Below are 20616 nucleotides of genomic sequence, written 5' to 3' on the forward strand. Positions count from 1 at the left end.
GTTGCCGGTGGTCGACGAGAGCTTCGCGCGGATCGAGGACATCTCGATGAAGCTCACGCGGCAGCGCACCGATCTCGCGCTGAAGGTGCCGACCTGCGTGATGCGCTGGATGCTGCCGCGCATCATGCGCTTCCAGGGCGAACATCCCGATCTCCACGTGCAGATCACGACCGCGTGGCAGCACGTCGTCGATTTCTCGAGCGAACCGTTCGATGCGGCGATCGTCTACGGGACGTCGCCGGGCCCCGGCGTCGTCGCGCTGCCGCTGTTCGACGAACGGCTGACACCCGTGTGCGCACCCGAGTTGCGGCAGGCGTCGCCGCTCGGCGCGGTCGGCGATCTCGCGCGCCATACGTTGCTGCATCCGACGCGCGACCACCGCGACTGGCGTGCATGGCTCGACCATGCGGGCGAGCGCGGCGTCGATCCCGCGCGCGGACCGACGTTCGACACGCTCGATCTCGCGACGAACGCGGCGATGCAGGGCTTCGGCGTCGCGATCGGCGACGTGACGCTCGTCGACGACGACGTCAGCGCGCGCCGACTCGAACGGCCGTTCGACATCGTGCTCGAAACCGGCGCACGCTACTTCTTCGTCTACCCCGAGAACCTCGGCAGCCAGCAGAAGATCCGCGCGTTCAGCGACTGGATCGCGCGCCATCGCGACTGACGCGCGGCGCCGCGGCGGGCTTTACTGGTAGGTCACGACGGCGATCATCGGTGCATGGTCGTTGCCCGGACGGTCAGGTAAAACGATTGCGCGCGAGGCCTGCGTGAAGAGCGCCGTCTTCAGCGAACGCTGCGTCGCCGCGTCGACGAACGCGATCTGGCCGGCGGCCGGGCGCGGGCAGTCGGGGCGCACGTGTGCCTGCGCCGCATTGGCGTCGAGCGCGAACGAGCAGGGTGGCTCGACGATCATGCCGGAGAAGTAAATGATGCCGGACGCGCCGGCGGCAAACGACGAGGACGAGGCCAGAAGCGAGGCAGCCAGGGCGAACGAGGCGAACACACGATGCTTCATGACAGGCTCCAGAGAGGAAGCGCGTCGCAGCGGGGCCGCTCGGGTGGCAGTCCGTCAACGCTACGATGCTATCTGCGTAAACGGCAAAACCATCGGACCTCTTGAATCAAAAAACGAAAATATCGGTAATAAGCAAATGACCGCGTGGTGCTTCAACCAATGTAGGCCGGATCTGCGCATCCGCAAGTCGGGGAAACGCCGGGTGGCATAAGATCGCATGACGAACGATCGCCGTAATCGTTGTGCCGGCAACGGTTTGCATCGTCCGGAAAACAAAACGGCCGCTCGTGAGTGAGCGGCCGTTTTGCCGTGAAGCGGGGCGTGCGGGGTTCAGCCCGCGCGCTTGCGGATCGCACCCACGACGACGAGCAGCACGATCGCACCGATGATCGACGCGATCCAGCCGGCGCCCTGGCCCGGCGCATACCAGCCGGCGGCGCGGCCGACATAGCCGGCCACCAGCGAGCCGACGACGCCGAGCACGACGGTCATCAGGATGCCCATCTTGTCGTCGCCCGGCTTGAGTGCGCGGGCGAGGAGGCCGACGATGAGCCCGACCACCAGGGTTTCGATGAATTGCAGCATGAATGCCTCCCTATAGCTGTGCTGTTGACGAAAGGAAGTTGACCCGTGCGATGCACGAGGGTTCCATGCGGCGGCAAGCCGGCGCGTGGCGTGCGCAGTATCGCATGCGTTCGCGTCCGGCGGATGTCACTTGGCAGGCGCGTCGGCAACCGGGTCGAGGCGGCGATAGCCTTCGGTCGCGTTCAGCAGCGTACGCGTGTAGTCGCGTGCGACCTGCCCGGCCCGCACGTCCTCGATCCGCAACTGCTCGACGATCTCGCCGTGCTGCATCACCGCGACGCGCTGGCACAGGAAGCCGATCACCGCGAGGTTGTGGCTGACGAGGATCATCGTCAGGTTGCGTTCGCGATGCAGGCGGCGCAGCAGGTTCAGGATCTCGGCCTGCACCGATACGTCGAGCGCGGACGTCGGCTCGTCGAGCAGCAGCACGCGCGGCTCGACGATCAGCGCGCGCGCGATCGCCACGCGCTGCCGCTGGCCGCCCGACAACTGGTGCGGGTAGCGGAAGCGGAACGCGGGGCCGAGGCCGACCTCGGCGAGCGCGCGGGCGATCCGCGCATCGGCGTCGCCGATCGCATGGATCGACAGCGGCTCGCGCAGCGTCTGGTCGACCGTGAAGCGCGGATGCAGCGACGCGTACGGGTCCTGGAACACCATCTGCACGTGACGGCGGAACGCGCGATCGGGCGTGCCGCCGACCGGACGGCCATCGATCGACAGGCTGCCGGACGCGAGCGGCACGAGGCCCGTCAGCGCACGCAGCAGCGTCGACTTGCCGGAGCCCGATTCGCCGACCAGCCCGAACACTTCGCCGTCGCGCACCGCGAAGCTCGCGTCGCGCACGGCGTCGACGTGACCCGTGCGGGTCGGGAAACGGATCGATACGTGATCGACGTCGATCATCGTGCGGCCTCCTGCGGGTCGTGTGAGCTCGGCGTGGGCACGGCGGCGTCGAGCCACGCCGGATCGCGCCGCAGCACCGGCAGTTCGTCGGGCGGGTTCGCGAGCGGCGGGTTCGCCGCGAGCAGCCCGCGCGTATAGGGATGCGTCGCATCGCGCAAGTCGCGCGCGGCGCAGGTCTCGACCACGCGGCCCGCATACATCACCGCGACGCGATCGCAGAACGACATCACGAGCGGCAGGTCGTGGCTGATGAACATCAGGCCCGTGTCGTGCCGCGCGATCATCGCGTCGAGCACCGCGAGCACCTGCATCGACACCGCGACGTCGAGCGCGGAGGTCGGCTCGTCGGCGATCAGGAGGCGCGGGCCGGTCGACACCATCATCGCGATCATCACGCGCTGGCCCATGCCGCCCGACAGCTCGTGCGGATACGCATCGGCGACGCGCGCCGGGTCGCGGATCTGCACGGCCGCGAGCGCCTCGACGATCCGCTCGCGCAGCGCGCGGCCGCGCAAACCCGGCTCGTGCCGCCGGAACGCTTCGCCCATCTGCTTCGCGACGGTCATCACCGGGTTCAGCGAATACTTCGGGTCCTGCAGGATCATCCCCATCTGGCTGCCGCACAGGCGCCGGCGTTCGCTCGCGGACATCGCGAGCAGATCCTGGCCCGCGAAGCGCATCGTACGCGCCGACCAGCGCGCGGCGTCGGGCAGCAGGCCGAGCAATGCGCGACCCGTCAGCGACTTGCCGGAGCCCGATTCGCCGACGATGCCGAGCCGTTCGCCGGGCGCGAGCGTCAGCGACAGGTCGCGCACCGCGTCGGTGACGACGCCGTCGTGCCCGCGAAAGCCGATCTTCAGGCCGTCGATCTCGCAGAGCGGCGCGGGCGCGGGGGTGGAATGCATCGGCATGTCAGGCTCCATGGCGGGGATCGAAGACGTCGCGCAGCCCGTCGCCGAGCAGGTTGAACGCGAGACTCACGAGCAGGATCGCGATGCCGGGCAGCGTCGCGACCCACCACGCGTCGAGCAGCACGTTGCGGCCCGACGCGACCATGAAGCCCCACTCGGGGCTCGGCGGCTGCGCGCCGAGGCCGAGAAAGCCCAGGCCCGCGACGGTCAGGATGATGCCGGCCATGTCGAGCGTCGCGCGCACGATCACCGACGACATGCACAGCGGCATGATGTAGCGCAGCAGGATGCGCGGGCCCGACGCGCCTTGCAGCCGCGCGGCATGGATGTAGTCGGCCTGTGCGATGCGGATCGTTTCGGCGCGCGCGAGCCGTGCGTATGCCGGCCACGCGGTGATCGAGATCGCGACGACCGCGTTGATCACGCCGGGCCCGAGCGCGGCCGCGAACGCGAGCGCGAGCACGATCTTCGGGAACGCGAGCGCGATGTCGGTGATGCGCATCAGCACGCTGTCGACGAAGCCGCCGCAATAGCCGGCGGTGGTGCCGATCAGCAGGCCGATCGGCACCACGATCACGACGACGAGCAGCGCGATGCCGAGCGTCAGGCGCGAACCGGCGATCATTCGCGAGAGGATGTCGCGGCCGAGCTGGTCGGTGCCGAGCCAGTGCGACGCGGAGCCGGGCGGCAGCAGGCGGTCGGACAGCACCTGGCGCAGCGGATCGTGCGGCATGATCAGCGGGCCGACGATCGCGACGACGACCAGCGCCAGCAGGATCGCGAGCCCGAACAGGTTGAGCGGATTGGCCGCGAAACGGCGCCAGCGGCGGTAGGCGAGGCCGCACGCGGCCTGCGCGCGCGACGCGGGCGCATCGGAAAGCAGCCACGCGCGCAGCGTGAGCGGTGCGGCATTCATGGTCGGGTAGCCTTCGGCATGGACGGTGAAGGAAGCAGGAGGGAAACGGTCATGTCGACGCCGTCCTCAGCGTGCACGCGGATCGAACACGCGGTACAGCGCGTCGGTCAGCAGGTTGACGGTGATGAACATCGCGCCGATCACGAGCGTCGCGCCGAGCACCGCGCTCATGTCGGCGTTCAGCAGCGCGCCGGTCAGGTATGAGCCGAGCCCGGGCCACGCGAACACGATCTCGGTCAGCACCGAGCCTTCGAGCAGGTTGCTGTACGTGAGCGCGATCACGGTGAGCAGCGGCACCGCGATGTTGCCGAACGCATGCCGCCAGATCACGCGCCGCTCCGACAGGCCCTTCGCGCGCGCGGTGACGATGTATTCCTGGCTCAACTGGTCGAGCATGAACGAGCGGGTCATCCGGCTCAGGTACGCGACCGAGTAGTAGCCGAGGATCGCGGCCGGCAGCGCGATATGCGACACCGCGTTGCGGAACACGTCCCACTCGCCCGCGAGCGCCGCGTCGATCAGCAGGCTGCCGGTGCGCGGATCGACCATCCCGTCGTACACGGGATCGAGCCGACCGGGGCCGCCGACCCAGTGCAGCCGTGCGTAGAACAGCAGCAGCCCCATCAGCCCGAGCCAGAACACCGGCACCGAATTGCCGATCAGGCCGACGAAGCGCGCGATGTGATCGATCGGCCGGTTGTGCTTGACCGCGGCCGCGACGCCGAGCGGCACGCCGATCGCGATCCCGATCAGCGTCGCGATCGTCGCGAGTTCGAGCGTGGCCGGAAACACGCGCTTGATGTCGTCGAGCACCGGGTTCGCGGTCAGCAGCGACATGCCGAGATTGCCGTGCAGTACGTCGCGCGCATAGATCAGGAATTGCGTGACGAGCGGCTTGTCGAGGCCGAGTGCGATACGCTCGGCCGCATACGCTTCGGCCGACGCGCGATCGCCGAGGATCGCGAGCACGGGATCGATCGGCACCTTGCGGCCGATCACGAACGTCAGCGCGAGCAGCCCCGCGAACGTGACGGCGAGCGTGACCGCCCAGCGCAGCACGCGCAGCACCCAGCGTACGGCCGGGCGCCGCGCGGGCAGCGTGCGCAGTGCTTCGAGGGAGGAGGCGGGAGTCGACATGCGGTGAACCTTATTGCTTCTTCAGGTGACGGTACGACACGAGATCGTTGATCGGACCGACTTCGAGCCCGCTTACGCCGGGTCGTGTCGCGACCTGCGCGACCTTCTCGAACATGATCACGAACGGCGAGCGCGCGAGTATCTCCTTCTGCATCGCCTGGTACCGCTGCGCGCGTTGCGCGGCGGTCGGCTCGGCGAGCGCGGCGTCGGTTTCCTTCGTCAGTTGCGGAATGTCCCAGCTGTTGCGCCAGGCCAGCATTTTATAGCTCGACTTGTCGCCGTTGTCGGGGTTCCATGCGAAACCCTGCGCGTTGCTGTGCGGGTCGATGTAGTCGGCCGACCATTCGCCGATGTAGATGTCGTGCTGGCGTGCGCGGTATTTCGCGAGCGTCTGCTTGTTGTCGCCGGGGATCAACTGCACCTTGACGCCGGCCTGCGCGAAGTTCGCCTGCACGGCCTGCGCGATCTCCGTGTACGGATAGTCGTTGCGCACGTCCATCGTCACCGAGAAGCCGTTCGGCACGCCGGCCTTCGCGAGCAGCGCCTTCGCCTTCGCGACGTCGAGCTTGTACGGGTTCGAATTCAGCGTGCCGAGGAAACCTTCGGGCAGGAAGGTCTGGTGCACCTTGTAGGTCGTCTTCACGACGTTGGCCTGGATGCCCGCATAGTCGACCAGCCACTTCAGCGCTTCCTGCACGTCGGGCTTCGCGAGCGTCGGGTTCTTCGTGTTCAGGCCGAGATACAGCAGCGTCGCCTGCGGCGAGGCCGTGACTTTCGCCTTGCCCGATTTCACGACCGACGCGAGATCGTCGGGGCTCAGGTCGCGCGCCGCGTCGACGTCGCCGTTTTCCAGCAGCAGCCGCTGGCTGGCCGCTTCGGGCACGTGGCGCAGCACGATGCGCTTCATCGCGAGCGGTAGCCGGTAACCGTCGAAGCGTTGCAGCACGACGCTGTCGCCGGCCGCCCACTTGACGAGCTTGTACGCGCCGGAGCCGGCCTCGTTGGTCTTCAACCACGCGTTGCCGAAGTCGTTGCCCTGCTGGTGCGACAGCAGCAGCTTCTTGTCGAGCACCGACGCGGGCCACGAGCCGAGCACGTTGAGCACGAAGGTCGGCGCGTACTTGTGGTCGGTCGTGATCGATACCGTCTGGTCGTCGAGCTTCTTCACGTTCGCCGCGACGTTGGCCTTCGTGAGCCCGATGCCGGTCAGCACCGCGGCCGGCCCCTTGTCGAGCAGCACCGCGCGCTGGATCGACCACGCGACGTCGTCGGCCGTCAGCGGGTTGCCCGAGTGGAACTTGAGGCCCGGGCGCAGCTTGAACGTATAGGTCAGGCCGTCGGGGCTCACGGTCCACGACTGCGCGACGTCGCCGTTGAATTTCGACGGATCGCGCAAGTCGACGCGCACGAGCCGGTCGTACGTGTTCGCGACGTATTCCTCCGGCACCAGCTCGTAGATCTCGCCCGGATCGAGCGTCGTGAATTCGTCGAGCAGCGTGGCCATCACGAACATGTCCTTCGGCGTTTCCGCATGGGCGGCGGAAAGCGGCACGGCGGCGCACAGGGACGCGGCGGCCAGCGCCGCGACGAGCCGGGAAGTCGGGAATTTCATGGGCGCATCTCCATCTGTCGTTTGAGTCGTTGAACGTGAACCTGCATGAAAAGGGAGGCGTGCGGCGTCGTTACATCAGGCGCCACGGGCCGCTCGCCGCGTTGTCGATCTGCGGCAGCGCGTGCGAGCCAGGCAGCTCGTAGTGCCACCACTCGCTGTCGATATGCGCGAAGCCGGCTGCGTGCATCACTCCGAGCAGCAGCAGCCGGTTGCGTTGCACGTGCTCGGGCAACTCCGCGTGAAAGTGGCCCGACGCGGCCACCATCTCGTCGAAGCCGGTGCCCATGTCGAGCGGCTCGCCGTTCGCGCCGACGAGCGTCAGGTCGAGCGCGGTGCCGCGGCTGTGGTTCGACCCGCGGCCGAGATCGGCGACGAAGTTCGGGTCGGGCAGGAAATCCCACAGCACCTGCTGCGCCTGCGGCGGCCGGTACGCGTCGTAGATGCGCAGCGTGAAGCCGGCTTGCGCGGCGACGTCCACCGCCCGGCGCAGCGCGGTTTCGGCCGGCTCGAGCAGCAGACAGTGCGCGTGGCGGTAGATCGGCTTGCCGGTCAGGTTGCGCTCGGTCGCGTAGACGAGATCGATCTCCACGCGATGCGTGGCGGGCGTGATTTCGACGAGGCGGTGAGGGTTCATCGGCGGTCCGGTTTGCTCAGGATTCGAATTGGTCGAACGTGCGCTGCAGTTCGCGGTTGCGCGCGACGCGCCGGTCGATCGCGGGACCGAGGCGGTCGACCACGGCGGTGATCAGCAGGTTGAACAGGCAGGTGAGCGGCGCGAGCGAATCCCAGAACTGGCCGACATCGGTCTTCACCTGCAGCAGGTCGGCCGGCCACTCGCGCGCCCACGGGCAATACAGATCGGTGACCAGTGCGAACGGCTGGCCGCGTTCGGCGGCCGCCTGGCAATAGCGGCGCGCGCTGCGCGAATAGGCACGCGTGTCGGTGACGATGCAGTACGGCCGTTCGAACTCCGAATTCAGCGAATCGACGTATGAGCCCGACTGGCCGTCGGAATAGAACACGCGCGGGCGCAGGTATTCGAGGTAGCTGCTGAATGCGTTGCTGATGCCGCGGGTCGACTGGATGCCGAGGATGAAGACGGCATCGGCATGCGCGATCCGGTCCGCGACCTGCGCGAACACCGGTTCTTCGGCGAGCCGGTACACGTGGCGGATCGCGTCGAGTTCGCGCTCGAGCGACGACGCGAGCGTGCCGCCATCGCGATGGCCGTCGCGCTCGCCGACGGTCGTTGGCGTGGCGGTGGCGCGGCGGTACTCGTCGAGGCGGTCGGTGATCATCCACGGGCGGTCGCCGCCGCCGCGCAGTTCGCGTTTCAGGTCGTCGAGATTCCGGTAACCGACGCTGCGCAGGAAACGCCCGACCGAAATGCCGCTGGTGCCGGTCTGCTGCGCGATCTGGTCGGCGGTTTCGAGGCCGAGCCGATCGAGGTTCGCGAGCATGTAGCTCGCGATGCGCTTCGCGGTCGGCGTCAGCTCGGCAAAGCGGGATTCGACGGTATGGGCGAAGGCGCAGGTCATCGAGCTGTTAGATCGTTGTCATTTGATGATTCGATGTCATCTATCTGACAAAGCCAAAATCATTCGCGCCAGCGGATAAAAACTATGGGGTGGCGGGAGGTGATAGCCGCGAAGGCGGGTCACGGGAGCAGGCGGAAAGGCATGTTTATCTCTGTCAGACATATTTTGCGTTTATGCCTGACAGAGATAATTTCTCCCCTGCTGCATCGCAATAATTACAAAATTAAAGTCGATCATTTTAATTCATTAATTCAGGTTAATAATTCATTTAATTTTTAGATGAATATGGATTTAACTTGCGTCACGGGATGTTTGATTTTCGGTAATTCGAAAAACGGCAAGTGTTCCGTAATGGAAATTCTCTCGATTGAGGAATGAAGAGGAAATCATGACGAATCTTTCTCGACGCAAGATGTTGACGAGTACGGCCGGCGCCATTGCCGCGGCGGGCATTGCGGTAACGGCGAAGGCGGCTTCGTTCGGTAATCCGGACAGCCCGCCGGAAGGCGCGGTGAATGCGCGCAACCGTCAGAGCCTGACCGACCCGGGGCCTAAAAATCCGACCATCGCCAATCAATTCCCGTCTTTTCAGGACCCGCCGACCACCGATATCAACGGGATGCCGTTATTCTGGGCGTCTTTCAATAATGCCCATAAACGCATTCAGAATGGCGGATGGGCGCGCGAAGTGACGCAGGACGATTTCGCGATTTCCGAAACCATTTCCGGCGTCAACATGCGGCTCACGCGCGGCGGCATTCGCGAGATGCACTGGCACCAGCAGGCCGAGTGGGCCATCATGCTCGACGGCCGCTGCCGGATCACGGTGCTCGACGAACTCGGGCGGCCGTCGGTGCAGGACGTCAAGACCGGCGATCTCTGGTATTTCCCGCCCGGCCTGCCGCATTCGCTGCAGGGCCTCGGCAGCGACGGCGCCGAATTCCTGCTCGCGTTCGATAACGGTCGCGCATCGGAATTCAACACGCTGTTGCTGACCGACTGGATCGCGCATACGCCGCCCGACGTGCTCGCGCTCAACTTCGGCGTGCCGGCCGACGCGTTCCGGAACGTGCCGCTCGACAACCTGTGGATCTTCCAGGGCGACGAGCCGGGCCCGCTCGCGGACGCGCAGCGCGCGTCGGCCGCATCGGCCGGTGTGCCGCCGCATCCGTTCATCTTTTCGCTCGGCGACATGAAGCCGGTCAGGAAGACGCGCGGCGGCGAGGTGCGGATCGCGGACAGCACCAACTTCAACGTGTCGACGACCGTCGCGGCGGCGCTCGTCACCGTGCATCCGGGCGGCATGCGCGAGCTGCACTGGCACCCGAACGCCGACGAATGGCAGTACTACCTGCAGGGCGAGGCGCGGATGACCGTATTCGACACGGGGCCGAAGGCGCAGACGGCCGATTTCCGCGCGGGCGACGTCGGCTATGTGAAGAAGAGCCTCGGCCACTACGTGCAGAACACCGGGCAGACTGACCTCGTGTTCCTCGAGATTTTCAAGACCGACCGCTATGCGGAGGTGTCGTTGTCCGACTGGCTCGCGCATACGCCGCCGCAGCTCGTCGAAGCGCACCTGAACGTCGCACCGGACGTGATCGCGCAGTTTCCGCGCAATCGTCCCGACGTCGTGCCGCTGTAACGCCGCCGGCGTCTCGTCGTGGCCGGCATGCGGCTTGCTGCTGTGGCGAGCCGCGATCCCCGAATCGGCCTTCCTCATTCGAACGGAATAAATACTCACCATGATTCCCGTCGTCCCGAGCAAACCCGCCGGCGGCCTCGCGCTGCCGGGCCTGTCCACCGAGCCCACCGACGGCGCGGTGCGCGCCGCGCTCGAAGGGCGCCGCACCGGCGTCGCCGCGCTGCTGCCGTTCATCGGCCCGGCCGTGATCGCGTCGATCGGCTACATGGACCCCGGCAACTTCGCGACCAACATCCAGGCCGGCGCCGCATACGGCTACCGGCTGCTGTGGGTCGTGCTGGCCGCGAACGCGATCGCGATGCTGTTTCAGGCGATGTCGGCGAAGCTCGGCATCGTGACCGGCCGCAATCTCGCGGAGCTGTGCCGCGACCGTTTCCCCGCGCCGGTCGTGTGGGGGATGTGGATCGCATCCGAGATCGCCGCGATGGCGACCGACCTCGCCGAATTCCTCGGCGGCGCGCTCGCGTTCGGGTTGTTGTGCCACCTGCCGCTGTTCGCGGGGATGATCGCAACCGCGTTCGCGACCTGCGCGATCCTCGCGCTCGAAAAGCGCGGCTTCCGGCCGCTGGAAGCGGCGATCGCGGCGCTGGTCGGCGTGATCGGCGCGTGCTATCTCGGCGAACTGCTGATCGCGCCGCAGGACTGGCACGCGGCCGCGTTCCATCTGGTGGTCCCGCAGATTCCCGATCACGCGGCGCTGACGATCGCGGTCGGCATCATCGGCGCGACGATCATGCCGCACACGCTGTATCTGCATTCGGGCCTCACGCAGGATCGCACCGCGCCGCGCGACGACGGAGAGCGGCGGCGGCTCGTGCGTTTCTCGAACCGCGAAGTCGTGGTCGCGTTGGGGCTTGCCGGGTTCGTGAATCTCGCGATGGTGATGATGGCGTCGTCGGCGTTTCATGCGGCCGCGCCGGGCATGACCGACATCGGCGACGCGTATCACACGCTGATCCCGGTGCTCGGGCCGGCGGCCGGCGCGCTGTTTCTCGTCGCGCTGCTGACCTCCGGCGTGTCGAGCTCGGTGGTCGGCACGATGGCGGGGCAGGTCGTGATGCAGGGCTTCATCCGTCGCCGCCTGTCGATCTGGGTGCGGCGCGCGGTGACGATCGTGCCCGCGTTCATGGTGGTCGCGCTCGGCTGCGACGTCACGCGGGCGATGGTGGCCAGCCAGGTCGTGCTGAGTTTCGTGCTGCCGATGCCGATGATCGCGCTGCTGATACTGTCGGCGCGCGAAGACGTGATGGGCGCCTACGCGATGCGGATGCCGCTGCGGATCGTCGCCGGCGTGGCGACGGCCGTGATCGTCGGGCTGAATGCGTACCTGGTATGGGCGGCGTTCAATTGAACGGGTGCGGGCCGGCCGCTTACTGCCGCATGTCCGGCGCTTCGCGCAGCCGCCAGATCGCGTTGCATTGCTGGCCGCCGAGGCTCGTCGCGCGCAGCGTGACGACGGCGCCGGCCGCCACCTGGTACCAGAAATGCGCCATCAGTTCGGTGCCCTTGCGCTGCGCGTGGCCGTCGACGCGCACCTCGCACAGCAGCGGCGACGGCGAGCCGGACGGATGCGTGACGTAGACGTTCAGCCGCGCGATGTCGCGGGTCGCGGTGAACACGACTTCGTGGTTCCCGCTGCCGACGAGCATCGTGCCGCCCGGTTCGTCGAGCGCCTGCAGATAGGCGCCCGCGCTTGTCTCGAGCGCGGCGGACGCAACGGTCAGCCCGGCCGATCGCACGTAATCCGCCGCCGCGATGCGTGCGGCGAGTGCGTCGGACGGCGCCGGCGTGCCGTCCGACAGCGCGAACGGCGTGCCGTCGCGCAGTGCGGCGTCGGTGTGGTTCGCGTAGTAGCGCCACCGGTCGAGGAAGCGGATGTCGCCGGTCATGTGCAGCGCGCGGATCGGCTCGCCGTGATACCTGAGCGTCGTCTTGCCGCTGCCCGCGTCGAACGATTCGTGGATGCCGTACTTGCTGACGAAGTTCTGGACCGGGTCGAGCAACGCCGTTTCGCCTTGCGCGCTCCACAGATGCAGGAACGTCGTATCGATGCCGAAGCATTCCTGGAAATCGGTGCCGACGCGGGCGAGGCAGTCGCGCAGATGGTCGGCATAACGCGCCCATGCGTCGGCGGTCCCGGCGACGAGCCCGGCTTGCAGCGCACCGCCGTGGCGCGCATTGACCTCGTCGACGACGAGGCGCCAGTGATGGTCGCGCCGCTCGCCGATCAGCGGCGTGACGACGAACGTGCAGAACAGCGGGTCGGGGCACACGTGGAGCCGGTCGTCGCCGATCTGCGAGAACAGGTCGAACTGCGGTGCGCAGAACCAGATGTCCGCGTCGTACAGCGCGAGCTTGCGGATCTGCGGATGGCGCGCGCAATACTCGGCGGCCTCGATGAACCGGCCGACCGGCAGCGCGTAGGCGTCCGACGCGTCGATCACGTCGACCGACTGGCTCGCGAGAATTTGCCGCTTGCGTTCGGACAGCCCGTAGCCGATCACCGCGATCCGCCCGTCGTAGCCGGCGTGCCGCAGCGACAGCAGGAACGGCACGAGCATTTCGTACCACGCGCGGTTGTTGTCGTTGATCGCCACGCACACTGCGTGCTCGCTCGAATGCATGTTGTGGTCCCGTTACGTGTGCCCGGCGCGGTAGCCGCGCGGTGCCGGTCATTGTAGATCGCCGCAGGGTGCCGTGCCGGCGCAGGCCCGGCGCCGGTACGGCGGCCCGCGGCGATGATCCGCGCGGGCAGGCCGCCGCGATTACTTCGCGAGCGTGCGGTATGACACGAGATCGTTGATCGGCCCGATTTCCGGCCCGGTCGCGCCGGGGCGCGTGGCGACCTGCACGACCTTCTCGAACATGATGATGAACGGCGAGTTCGCGAGCACGGCCTTCTGCAGCGCTTCGTAACGCTGCGCGCGCTTCGCAGGCGACGGCTCGACGAGCGCGGCCTCGGTGTCCTTCGTCAGTTGCGGAATGTCCCAGCTGTTGCGCCACGCGAGCATCTTGGTCGGCGACTGGTCCGAGTTGTCCGGATTCCACGCAAAACCACGCGCGTTGCTGTTCGGGTCCATGTAGTCGGGCGACCATTCGCCGACGAAGATGTCGTGCTGGCGGGCGCGGTACTTGCCGATCGCCTGCTTCGCGTCGCCCGGGATCAGCTTCACGCGGATGCCGCCCTGCGCGAAGTTCGCTTGCAGCGCCTGCGCGATCTCGAGGTACGGATAGTCGTTCGGCATGTCCATCGTCACGTCGAAGCCGTTCGGCAAGCCGGCCTTCGCGAGCAGCGCCTTCGCCTTCGCGACGTCCTGCTTGTACGGCCGCGCGTTCGACGCGCCGAGGAAGCCTTCGGGCAGGAAGGTCTGATGCACCTTGTAGGTCGTGCTGACGATGTTGCGCTGGATGCCGTCGTAGTCGACGAGCCATTTCATCGCCTGCTGCACCTCGGGCTTCGCGAGGTTTGGGTTCTTCGTGTTCAGGCTCAGGTACAGCAGCGCCGACACCGGCCACGACGCGACCTTGATCTTGCCGGCCTTCGACAGCGCGGCGAGGCTGTCGGGGCTCAGGTTGCGCGCGGCGTCGGCGTCGCCGTTCTCCAGCAGCAGCCGTTGCGCGGAGGCTTCGGGCACGTGGCGCAGCACCACGCGCTTCATCGGATACGGCGTGCGGTATTTGTCGAAGCGCTGCAGCACGATGGTTTCGTTCGGCGTCCACTTGACGAGCTGGTACGGGCCCGAGCCCGCGTCGTTGGTGCGCAGCCAGCCGCTGCCGAAATCGTTGCCTTGCTGGTGCGACAGCAGCAGCTTCTTGTCGAAGACCGAGGCCGGGCACGCGCTCAGCACGTTGAGCACGAAGCTCGGCGCGTACTTGCGGTCGGTTTCGAGCACGACGGTTTGCGGATCGACCACGCGCACCTTCTGCGTGACGTTCGCCTTCGTGAGGCCGAGATCGGCGAGCACGCCGGCCGGCCCCTTGTCGAGCAGGATGGTGCGCTGCAGCGACCACGCGACGTCGTCGGCGGTGACCGGATTGCCGGAATGGAACGTGAGGCCCGGGCGCAGCTTGAACGTGTAGGTCACGCCGTCGGCGCCGACCGTCCACGATTGCGCGATCTGTCCGTCGAAGCGCGTCGGGTCCTTCAGGTCGACGCGCACCAGCCGTTCGTAGGTGTTCGCGACGTATTCGGACGGCACCAGCTCGTAGATCCCGCTCGGGTCGAGGGTCGTGAATTCGCCGAGCTGCGTGGCGACGACGAAGATGCCGGGCGGCGTGGCAGCCTGCGCCGGCAGCGCCGGAACAAGCGCGACGAGCGCGGCGCTGACGAACAGCCGGGACAGCAGGTGCTTCATGCGGGCTCCATCGAAAGGGAATCGTGGTGCGATTCTCTCATCGACGAGCACCCGGATGAAAATATTCGGCGGGCGCGCCGGTTGGCGCGCAGCGGCGGGCAGGCAGGCGGGCCGGGCAGGCGCCCGGCGCTGGTGGGCGTCAGATCGCGCAGCGCGCGATCGCGAAACGCATCGCTTCCTCGGCCGGCTCGTTGCCCGAGCCGCGCACGACCTTGATCACCGAGCCGTTGCCCGACGGCGTCAGCGTGACGAAGTACGAATTCGAGCCGACGGAGATATCGGTCACGCCGTTGTGCTGCGATTGCTCGGTGCCGGACAGGCGGCTGTCGAGGCAATTCGCGACCGCGTAGGCCGGACGTTGCGACGACACGTAGATCATCGGCGCGGCGCCGGACGCAGAGGCCGAATCGGACGAGGGCGCGGAACCGCAGGCGGCGAGCAGGGCGGCGGGCAGGAGCAGCAGGAATCGTTTCATGGTCGGTCGTCGGGTGTCTCGTATCGAGGCTGGGGCGCGGGGTGGCGAAACGCGAAGCTTCGCGACGAAACCGCCCGGAATCGGGCCGCTTTTGACGGACGACGAGACGGCAGGCGGCTGACGACGGAGTATACCCGCAGCATTTGACGCCGTTGGCGCGTTGAAACGATTCGATACACAACGAGCGCCCGCTGCGGGACGGCCGCTCGTCCCGGATGTCGCCGTTACCGGCGAATCTCGCGGTCGTCGCGATGCCGGCGCACGGAGCGGCGCCGCAACGCCTGCGGATCAATGCGCGCCGGCCGCCGCCGCATCGGCATCGCCGCCACCCGAGCGCGCCGGTTTCGTGATCCAGATGAGTGGAATGATCGCGATGAAGATGATCGCCGACACGTAGAAGATGTCGTTCAAGCCCATCACGGCCGCCTGCGAATCGACCGACGCATTGAAGAACGCAAGCGCCGAATCGGGGCTCAGGTGCAGCAGCGAACGGGTCGTGTCGAGCTGCTGCGTGAAGACCGGATTGGTGACGCTCGCCTGTTCGGTGAGCCGCACGTGGTGCAGGATCGTGCGGTCGTTCCACGCATTGCTGATCAGCGACGTGCCCACCGCACCGCAGAACGTGCGGCCGAAATTCGACAGGCCGGCTGCCGCCGGAATCTTTTCCGGCGGCAGCCCGGACAGGATGATCGACGTCAGCGGCACGAAGAACATCGCCATCGGAATGCCTTGCAGCAGCGTCGGCAGCACCAGATCCCAGTGCGACACGTCGGTGTAGAAGGTCGTGCGCATCATGAACACGACCGCGAAGCCGACGAATGCGAGCGTCGCGATATAACGCGGATCGGTGCGCGGCAGCAGGCGCCCCATGACCGGCGTGAGCAGGATCGCGAACACCCCGAGCGGCGCGGTGGCGAGCCCCGAATCGACCGCGCGGTAGCCGAGATAGCCCTGCATCCATTGCGGCAGCAGCACGAGCGTGCCGAAGAACATCCCATACGCGACGGAGATCGCGATCGTGCCGCCCGCGAAATTGCGCTGCGTGAAGAGGCGCAGGTCGACGATCGGATTGGCTTCGTTCAGTTCCCACACGAGGAAGAACGCGAAGCCGATCAGCGCGACGATGCCCAGCGCGACGACGACGGGCGAGTTGAACCAGTCGAGATCCTTGCCCTTGTCGAGCATGATCTGTAGCGAGGCGACCCACAGCACGAGCAGCAGCAGGCCGACCGTGTCGATCGGCAGGCGGCGCGTGGCGGATTCGCGATCGCGGAACACGAACCACGTGACGGCCGCCGCGAAGAAGCCGACCGGAATGTTGATGTAGAAGATCCACGACCAGTTGTAGTCGTACGTGATCCAGCCGCCGAGCGACGGCCCCGCGATCGGCCCGACGAGCGCCGTCATCGACCACAGCGCGAGCGCCGTCGACGACTTCTGCCGTGGCCACGCGCCGAGCAGCAGCGCCTGCGACAACGGCGCGAGCGGCCCCGCCACCGCACCTTGCAGGATTCGCGCGGCGAGCAGCGTCGGCAGGTTCGGTGCGATCCCGCACAGCCACGACGCGAACACGAACAGCAGGATCGACGTGACGAACAGGCGTACCTGGCCGAAGCGCTGCGTGAGCCAGCCGGTCAGCGGAATCGACACCGCGTTCGCCGCCGCGAAGATCGTGATCACCCACGTGCCTTCGTCGACCGACACGCCGAGGTCGCCCGAGATCGTCGGGATCGCGACGTTCGCGATCGACGAATCGAGCACGTTCATGAACATCGCCAGCGAGACCGCGATCGTGCCGATGACGAGCCGGCCGCCCGACAGCGGGCCTGAAGACGAGGGAGAGGACATGGCGTTCCTGCGTGATGGACGAAGGCCGTACGGCGCATGCCGTTCGCCGCGCCTGCACGCGACGTGCAGGCGCGCGGCGAAGCGCGCAACGGACGGATGCACGCACGCCGCACGGCGGCCCGCCGAGGGGTGCTGTCGCGTGCGGTGTACGGTTCGAGCGGTGAATCGGAATGGCGAAGCCGTGACGGGCTTCGGGACGCGGGCCGGCCGGTCAGGAAGGCGCGACGCGCGTGATGCGTCGGCGGGCAGCGCTCAGGTGGCTGCCGTAGCGTGTGTGGTGATTTTTCATCGCCACAGGCTAACGATGCGGCGAGCGGCGATCAACGCTCGCATGCTCATTAATTCCTTTCCTGCACTGCAATAATGCAGCAGACATGCATCGATTACAGGCTCTGCGACGCGGTCCGCCACGCGGTGAAGACTTCCGTCAGGAACTCGACGAACGCGCGCACCTTGCTGTCGAGCGTCGCGCGCTTCGGGTAGAGCGCGTGCAGCTCGACGTCGTCGGTGCGATGCCAGTCGGGCAGCACGATTTCGAGTTCGTTGCTCTCGAGCCGCCGGGTGGTGAAGTGGGTCGAAATCAGTGCGATGCCGCCGCCGCTCGCTGCCTGGCGCAGCACCGTGACCGATTCGTTCGAGATCAGCACGGGCCGCACCGGCACGTCGGCGACGTCGCCGGCGGCGTTGGTGAGGCGCAGCGTCAGGCCCGGCGTGTCGCGGCCGACGAACAGGATGTCGTGATCGGCGAGGTCCTGCGGCGTGCGCGGCCGGCCCGCGCGGTCGAGATAGTGCGGGCTGGCCGCGAACTTCGCGTGCGACCAGCCGAGCGAGCGCGCGACATAGCCGGAATCGCTCAGCACGCCGGTGCGCAGCGCGACGTCGAAGCCGTGTTCGACGAGGTCGAGCGCGCTGTTGTCGTAGATCAGCACGAGCTGGACCAGGGGGTAGCGCCGGCGAAACTCGGCGAGCGCCGGCTCCAGTTCGAACAGGCCGATCGCGTAGGGCACCAGCACGCGCAGCGTGCCTTCGGGTTCCGTGCGCAGCGCGCGCACCTGACGGTCCGCGTCGAGCAGGATCTCCTCGGCGCGCAGGCAGCGTTCGTAATAGTCGCGCCCGGCTTCGGTGACCGATACGCGGCGCGTCGTGCGGTACAGCAGCTGGACGCCGAGGTCCTCCTCGAGCTGCTTGATCTTGCGGCTCACGCGGCTGAGCGGCATGTCGAGTTGCGTGGCGGCGGCGGTGAAATTGCCGCGCTCCACCACGCGCAGGAATATCCGGATGCTCTCGAGGTCCATGCGATTCGTTTCAATGTTCGGCCTGCGCGCATCTTACCGTCACGGACCGGAACGCTGCAGGTCGAGCCGATTATCCCGCCCGCTGCAATAACGCATCCCGCCGCTGCCCCGTAGTGGCGCGCGGGGCGCGACCGTATGCTCGCCGCATGAAATTCGCCTTCCCCAGCATGCCGACGCTCGCGGCCGTCCGGGCCGCGCTGCGCGACGCGCGCCCGACGCTGCCGCCCGGCGCGCTTGCCTTCGCGCTCCGCAATACGGCCGCCTCGCTGCTCGCGCTCTATATCGCGTTTCGGATGAATCTTGACGATCCGAAATGGGCCGCGTCGACCGTGTGGATCGTCGCGCAGGGCAGCCGCGGGATGGGGCTGTCGAAGAGCCAGTACCGGATTCTCGGCACCGCGATCGGGGCGGCCGTCGCGCTCGCGCTGACCGGTGCGTTTGCGCAGACGCCCGAGCTGTTCCTGCCGGCGCTTGCCGCGTGGATCGGCCTGTGTGCGGGCGTCGCGACGTTCCAGCGGAATTTTCGCGCGTATGCGGCGGTGCTCGCCGGTTATACGGCCGCGATCGTCGCGATGGATGCGGTATCGGCGCCGCTGCATGCATTCGATATCGCGGTCGCGCGGTTTCTATACGTGGTGGTCGGCATCCTGTGCGCGGCGCTGTTCGACACGGTGTTCGCGCCGGGCGCGCCGCTGCACGATGTCCGGACGCGGCTCGCGCGCTATCTCGAGCGTGCGGTGGCGCTCGGCGCGGGCGCGCTGCGCCGCGAGCCGAACGGCGCGGCCGTGCACCGGCTGTTCGCGGACGCGCTCGAACTCGACACCGCGGCGGAATATGCGGCGGCCGGCGCACCGCCGGTGCGCGGCGCGATCGGCCATTTGCGCGCGGCGGCGCTCGGCGTGCTGACGGCGCAGGCGGCGGCGCAGGCGATCCGCGAGCACGCGGCGCGCGCGCACGATGCGTCGGACCCGCTGGTCGACGAGGTGGCGCGCGTGCTCGACGGTATCGCCGCATCGGGCGACGCGCAGCCGAGGATGGCCGCACTGCGCGCACGCGTGGGCGATGCGCTGCGTGCCGAGGCCGCCGCGCCGGACACGTCGCGCCTGCTCACGCTCGATCGGCTGGCGGCGCTGCTCGGCGGGTTCGAGCGCGCCTTCGCGAGCCAGGCGCTGCTCGACCGGCCCGAACTGCCGCCTTCGCGGGTGCGCTACGCGTTCCATCGCGATCCGGTGCTCGCGTGGCACAACGGCATCCGCGCGTTCATCGCGGTGCTGGCCGCGTCGGCGATCTGGATCTTCACCGCGTGGCCGGCGGGCGGCGGGTTCGTCGCGATCACGGCCGTGGTCGGCGCGCTGTTCTCGACCCGCCCCAACTCGGTGCGCGCGGCCATCGGCTTCCTGAAAGGCTCGGCATGCGCGGCGGTCGCCGGTGTCGTCTGCAACTTCATCCTGCTGCCGGCGGTGTCGGGCTTCGAGATGCTCGCCTATATCCTCGGCGTGTTCCTGATCGGCACCGGGATCGCGATGCGCCATCCGCGCACGGCTGCGATGGGCAGCGCGTTCTCGATCTTCTTCTGGAATTTCACGTCGCCGGACAACACGACGCGCATCGGCGACGCCGCGTTCCTGAACAGCGCGCTCGCGACGATGCTCGGCATCGCGTTCGGCGCGCTGATCTTCGCGCTGGTGTTTCCCGGCGATCCCGGCACGAGCCGGCGGCGTCTGCACCGCGCGGTGCGTCGCGATCTGGCGGAGATCGCGCGCGATCCGGGGGCGTGGCACGCAAGTGCGTGGCTGAGCCGCACGGCCGACCGTCTCGCGCGCGAGCTCGGTTTCGCGGGCAGCCTGCCGCAGACGCTGATCGAGCGCGACATGCGCGACCTGCTCGCGATCTGGGGAATCGGCGACAGCCTGCTGTCGCTTGCCGAACTGGCCACGCGCGAACCGGTCGCGCGCCGTGTGGCGGCGGTGGTGCGCGCTCGCGTCGCCCGTGCGGATTTCACGCGGCTCGAACAGACCTGCGACGCGGCGGCCCGCCTGTTGCGCGGTCGCATGGCCGCGCGCGACGGCGACGCGGCGCAGGCGTTGCTGAACGGCATCGTGCTGCTGCGGCGGATCGCGGACGCAACCGCCGAGCACGGCGGCTTCCTGCGCGGCCGCCGCGATTGAGCGGCGCGAGTCAGGTGAAGCGAGTCAGGTGAGGCGGTACGACGGACCGGGCATCACCTCGGCCGGCAGCGGCTCGCGGTTCAGTTCGAGCAGCGTGCGCTCGATCTGCCGCGTCATCGCGTCGAGCGCGAGATGGTTCGGCCCGTC

The 20616-nt window shown here is 67.7% G+C and carries 18 protein-coding genes; 4 read left to right on the forward strand and 14 right to left on the reverse strand.

Annotation, left to right across the window (positions count from 1 at the left end; genetic code table 11):
• Positions 1-670 (forward strand): LysR substrate-binding domain-containing protein (locus tag JMF86_RS19505; RefSeq protein WP_201317112.1); only part of this gene is annotated, 670 nt, incomplete at its 5' end.
• A gap of 21 nt (positions 671-691) precedes the next feature.
• On the opposite strand, the gene JMF86_RS19510 is transcribed toward JMF86_RS19505, so the two are convergent.
• The 9 genes from JMF86_RS19510 to sapR all read right to left on the reverse strand — a co-directional run bounded on the left by JMF86_RS19510 (position 692) and on the right by sapR (position 8623).
• Complete coding sequence (locus JMF86_RS19510) at positions 692-1021, reverse strand: hypothetical protein (protein ID WP_011547522.1); 330 nt, start codon at positions 1019-1021, stop codon at positions 692-694.
• Between the two features lie 330 nt (positions 1022-1351).
• Entirely contained in the window at positions 1352-1606 is a 255-nt protein-coding gene (locus JMF86_RS19515) for a GlsB/YeaQ/YmgE family stress response membrane protein (RefSeq protein WP_006478831.1), read from the reverse strand.
• A gap of 126 nt (positions 1607-1732) precedes the next feature.
• Complete coding sequence (locus tag JMF86_RS19520) at positions 1733-2509, reverse strand: ABC transporter ATP-binding protein (protein ID WP_011547523.1); 777 nt, start codon at positions 2507-2509, stop codon at positions 1733-1735.
• Positions 2506-3420, reverse strand: a complete 915-nt coding sequence (locus JMF86_RS19525) for an ABC transporter ATP-binding protein (RefSeq protein WP_011547524.1) — start codon at positions 3418-3420, stop codon at positions 2506-2508. The genes JMF86_RS19520 and JMF86_RS19525 overlap by 4 nt, the downstream gene beginning before the upstream one ends.
• 1 nt (position 3421) lies before the next feature.
• Entirely contained in the window at positions 3422-4336 is a 915-nt protein-coding gene (nikC, locus tag JMF86_RS19530) for a nickel transporter permease (RefSeq protein ID WP_006478834.1), read from the reverse strand.
• A gap of 66 nt (positions 4337-4402) precedes the next feature.
• On the reverse strand, positions 4403-5473 hold the full coding sequence (locus tag JMF86_RS19535) for an ABC transporter permease (protein WP_011547525.1): 1071 nt from the start codon (positions 5471-5473) through the stop codon (positions 4403-4405).
• Positions 5474-5483: 10 nt separating this feature from the next.
• Complete coding sequence (locus tag JMF86_RS19540) at positions 5484-7085, reverse strand: ABC transporter substrate-binding protein (protein ID WP_011547526.1); 1602 nt, start codon at positions 7083-7085, stop codon at positions 5484-5486.
• A 70-nt stretch (positions 7086-7155) separates the two neighbouring features.
• A complete protein-coding gene (gene ddpX, locus JMF86_RS19545; protein WP_011547527.1) occupies positions 7156-7719 on the reverse strand; it encodes a D-alanyl-D-alanine dipeptidase in 564 nt (187 codons plus the stop codon).
• A gap of 16 nt (positions 7720-7735) precedes the next feature.
• Complete coding sequence (sapR, locus tag JMF86_RS19550; RefSeq protein ID WP_011547528.1) at positions 7736-8623, reverse strand: sap1 transcriptional regulator SapR; 888 nt, start codon at positions 8621-8623, stop codon at positions 7736-7738.
• A gap of 388 nt (positions 8624-9011) precedes the next feature.
• On the opposite strand from sapR, the gene JMF86_RS19555 reads away from it, so the two are divergent.
• Together JMF86_RS19555 and JMF86_RS19560 are read left to right on the forward strand one after the other, a co-directional pair.
• The gene (locus tag JMF86_RS19555) at positions 9012-10268 is read left to right on the forward strand and encodes an oxalate decarboxylase family bicupin (protein WP_011547529.1); all 1257 of its coding nucleotides are present in this window, start codon (positions 9012-9014) and stop codon (positions 10266-10268) included.
• 100 nt (positions 10269-10368) lie between these two features.
• The gene (locus JMF86_RS19560; protein ID WP_011547530.1) at positions 10369-11679 is read left to right on the forward strand and encodes an Nramp family divalent metal transporter; all 1311 of its coding nucleotides are present in this window, start codon (positions 10369-10371) and stop codon (positions 11677-11679) included.
• A 19-nt stretch (positions 11680-11698) separates the two neighbouring features.
• On the opposite strand, the gene JMF86_RS19565 is transcribed toward JMF86_RS19560, so the two are convergent.
• From JMF86_RS19565 to JMF86_RS19585, 5 genes are all read right to left on the reverse strand, one after another.
• Entirely contained in the window at positions 11699-12952 is a 1254-nt protein-coding gene (locus tag JMF86_RS19565) for a hypothetical protein (RefSeq protein ID WP_011547531.1), read from the reverse strand.
• A gap of 141 nt (positions 12953-13093) precedes the next feature.
• Positions 13094-14683 carry an ABC transporter substrate-binding protein gene (locus JMF86_RS19570; RefSeq protein ID WP_011547532.1) on the reverse strand — a complete coding sequence of 530 codons (1590 nt, stop codon included), beginning with the start codon at positions 14681-14683 and terminating at the stop codon, positions 13094-13096.
• Positions 14684-14822: 139 nt separating this feature from the next.
• Complete coding sequence (locus JMF86_RS19575) at positions 14823-15158, reverse strand: sugar ABC transporter ATPase (protein WP_011547533.1); 336 nt, start codon at positions 15156-15158, stop codon at positions 14823-14825.
• Positions 15159-15446: 288 nt separating this feature from the next.
• Positions 15447-17006 carry a DHA2 family efflux MFS transporter permease subunit gene (locus JMF86_RS19580; RefSeq protein ID WP_011547534.1) on the reverse strand — a complete coding sequence of 520 codons (1560 nt, stop codon included), beginning with the start codon at positions 17004-17006 and terminating at the stop codon, positions 15447-15449.
• 383 nt (positions 17007-17389) lie between these two features.
• The gene (locus JMF86_RS19585; protein ID WP_011547535.1) at positions 17390-18301 is read right to left on the reverse strand and encodes a LysR family transcriptional regulator; all 912 of its coding nucleotides are present in this window, start codon (positions 18299-18301) and stop codon (positions 17390-17392) included.
• A gap of 146 nt (positions 18302-18447) precedes the next feature.
• Here JMF86_RS19585 and JMF86_RS19590 point away from each other — a divergent pair, with 146 nt between their 5' ends.
• Positions 18448-20469: an FUSC family protein gene (locus JMF86_RS19590; protein WP_011547536.1), complete on the forward strand. Its 2022-nt coding sequence runs from the start codon at positions 18448-18450 to the stop codon at positions 20467-20469.
• The last annotated feature ends 147 nt before the right edge of the window (positions 20470-20616 follow it).

It is taken from the genome of Burkholderia sp. E168m15, from assembly GCF_016586105.1.
In the GTDB taxonomy this organism is placed as follows: domain Bacteria; phylum Pseudomonadota; class Gammaproteobacteria; order Burkholderiales; family Burkholderiaceae; genus Burkholderia; species Burkholderia orbicola.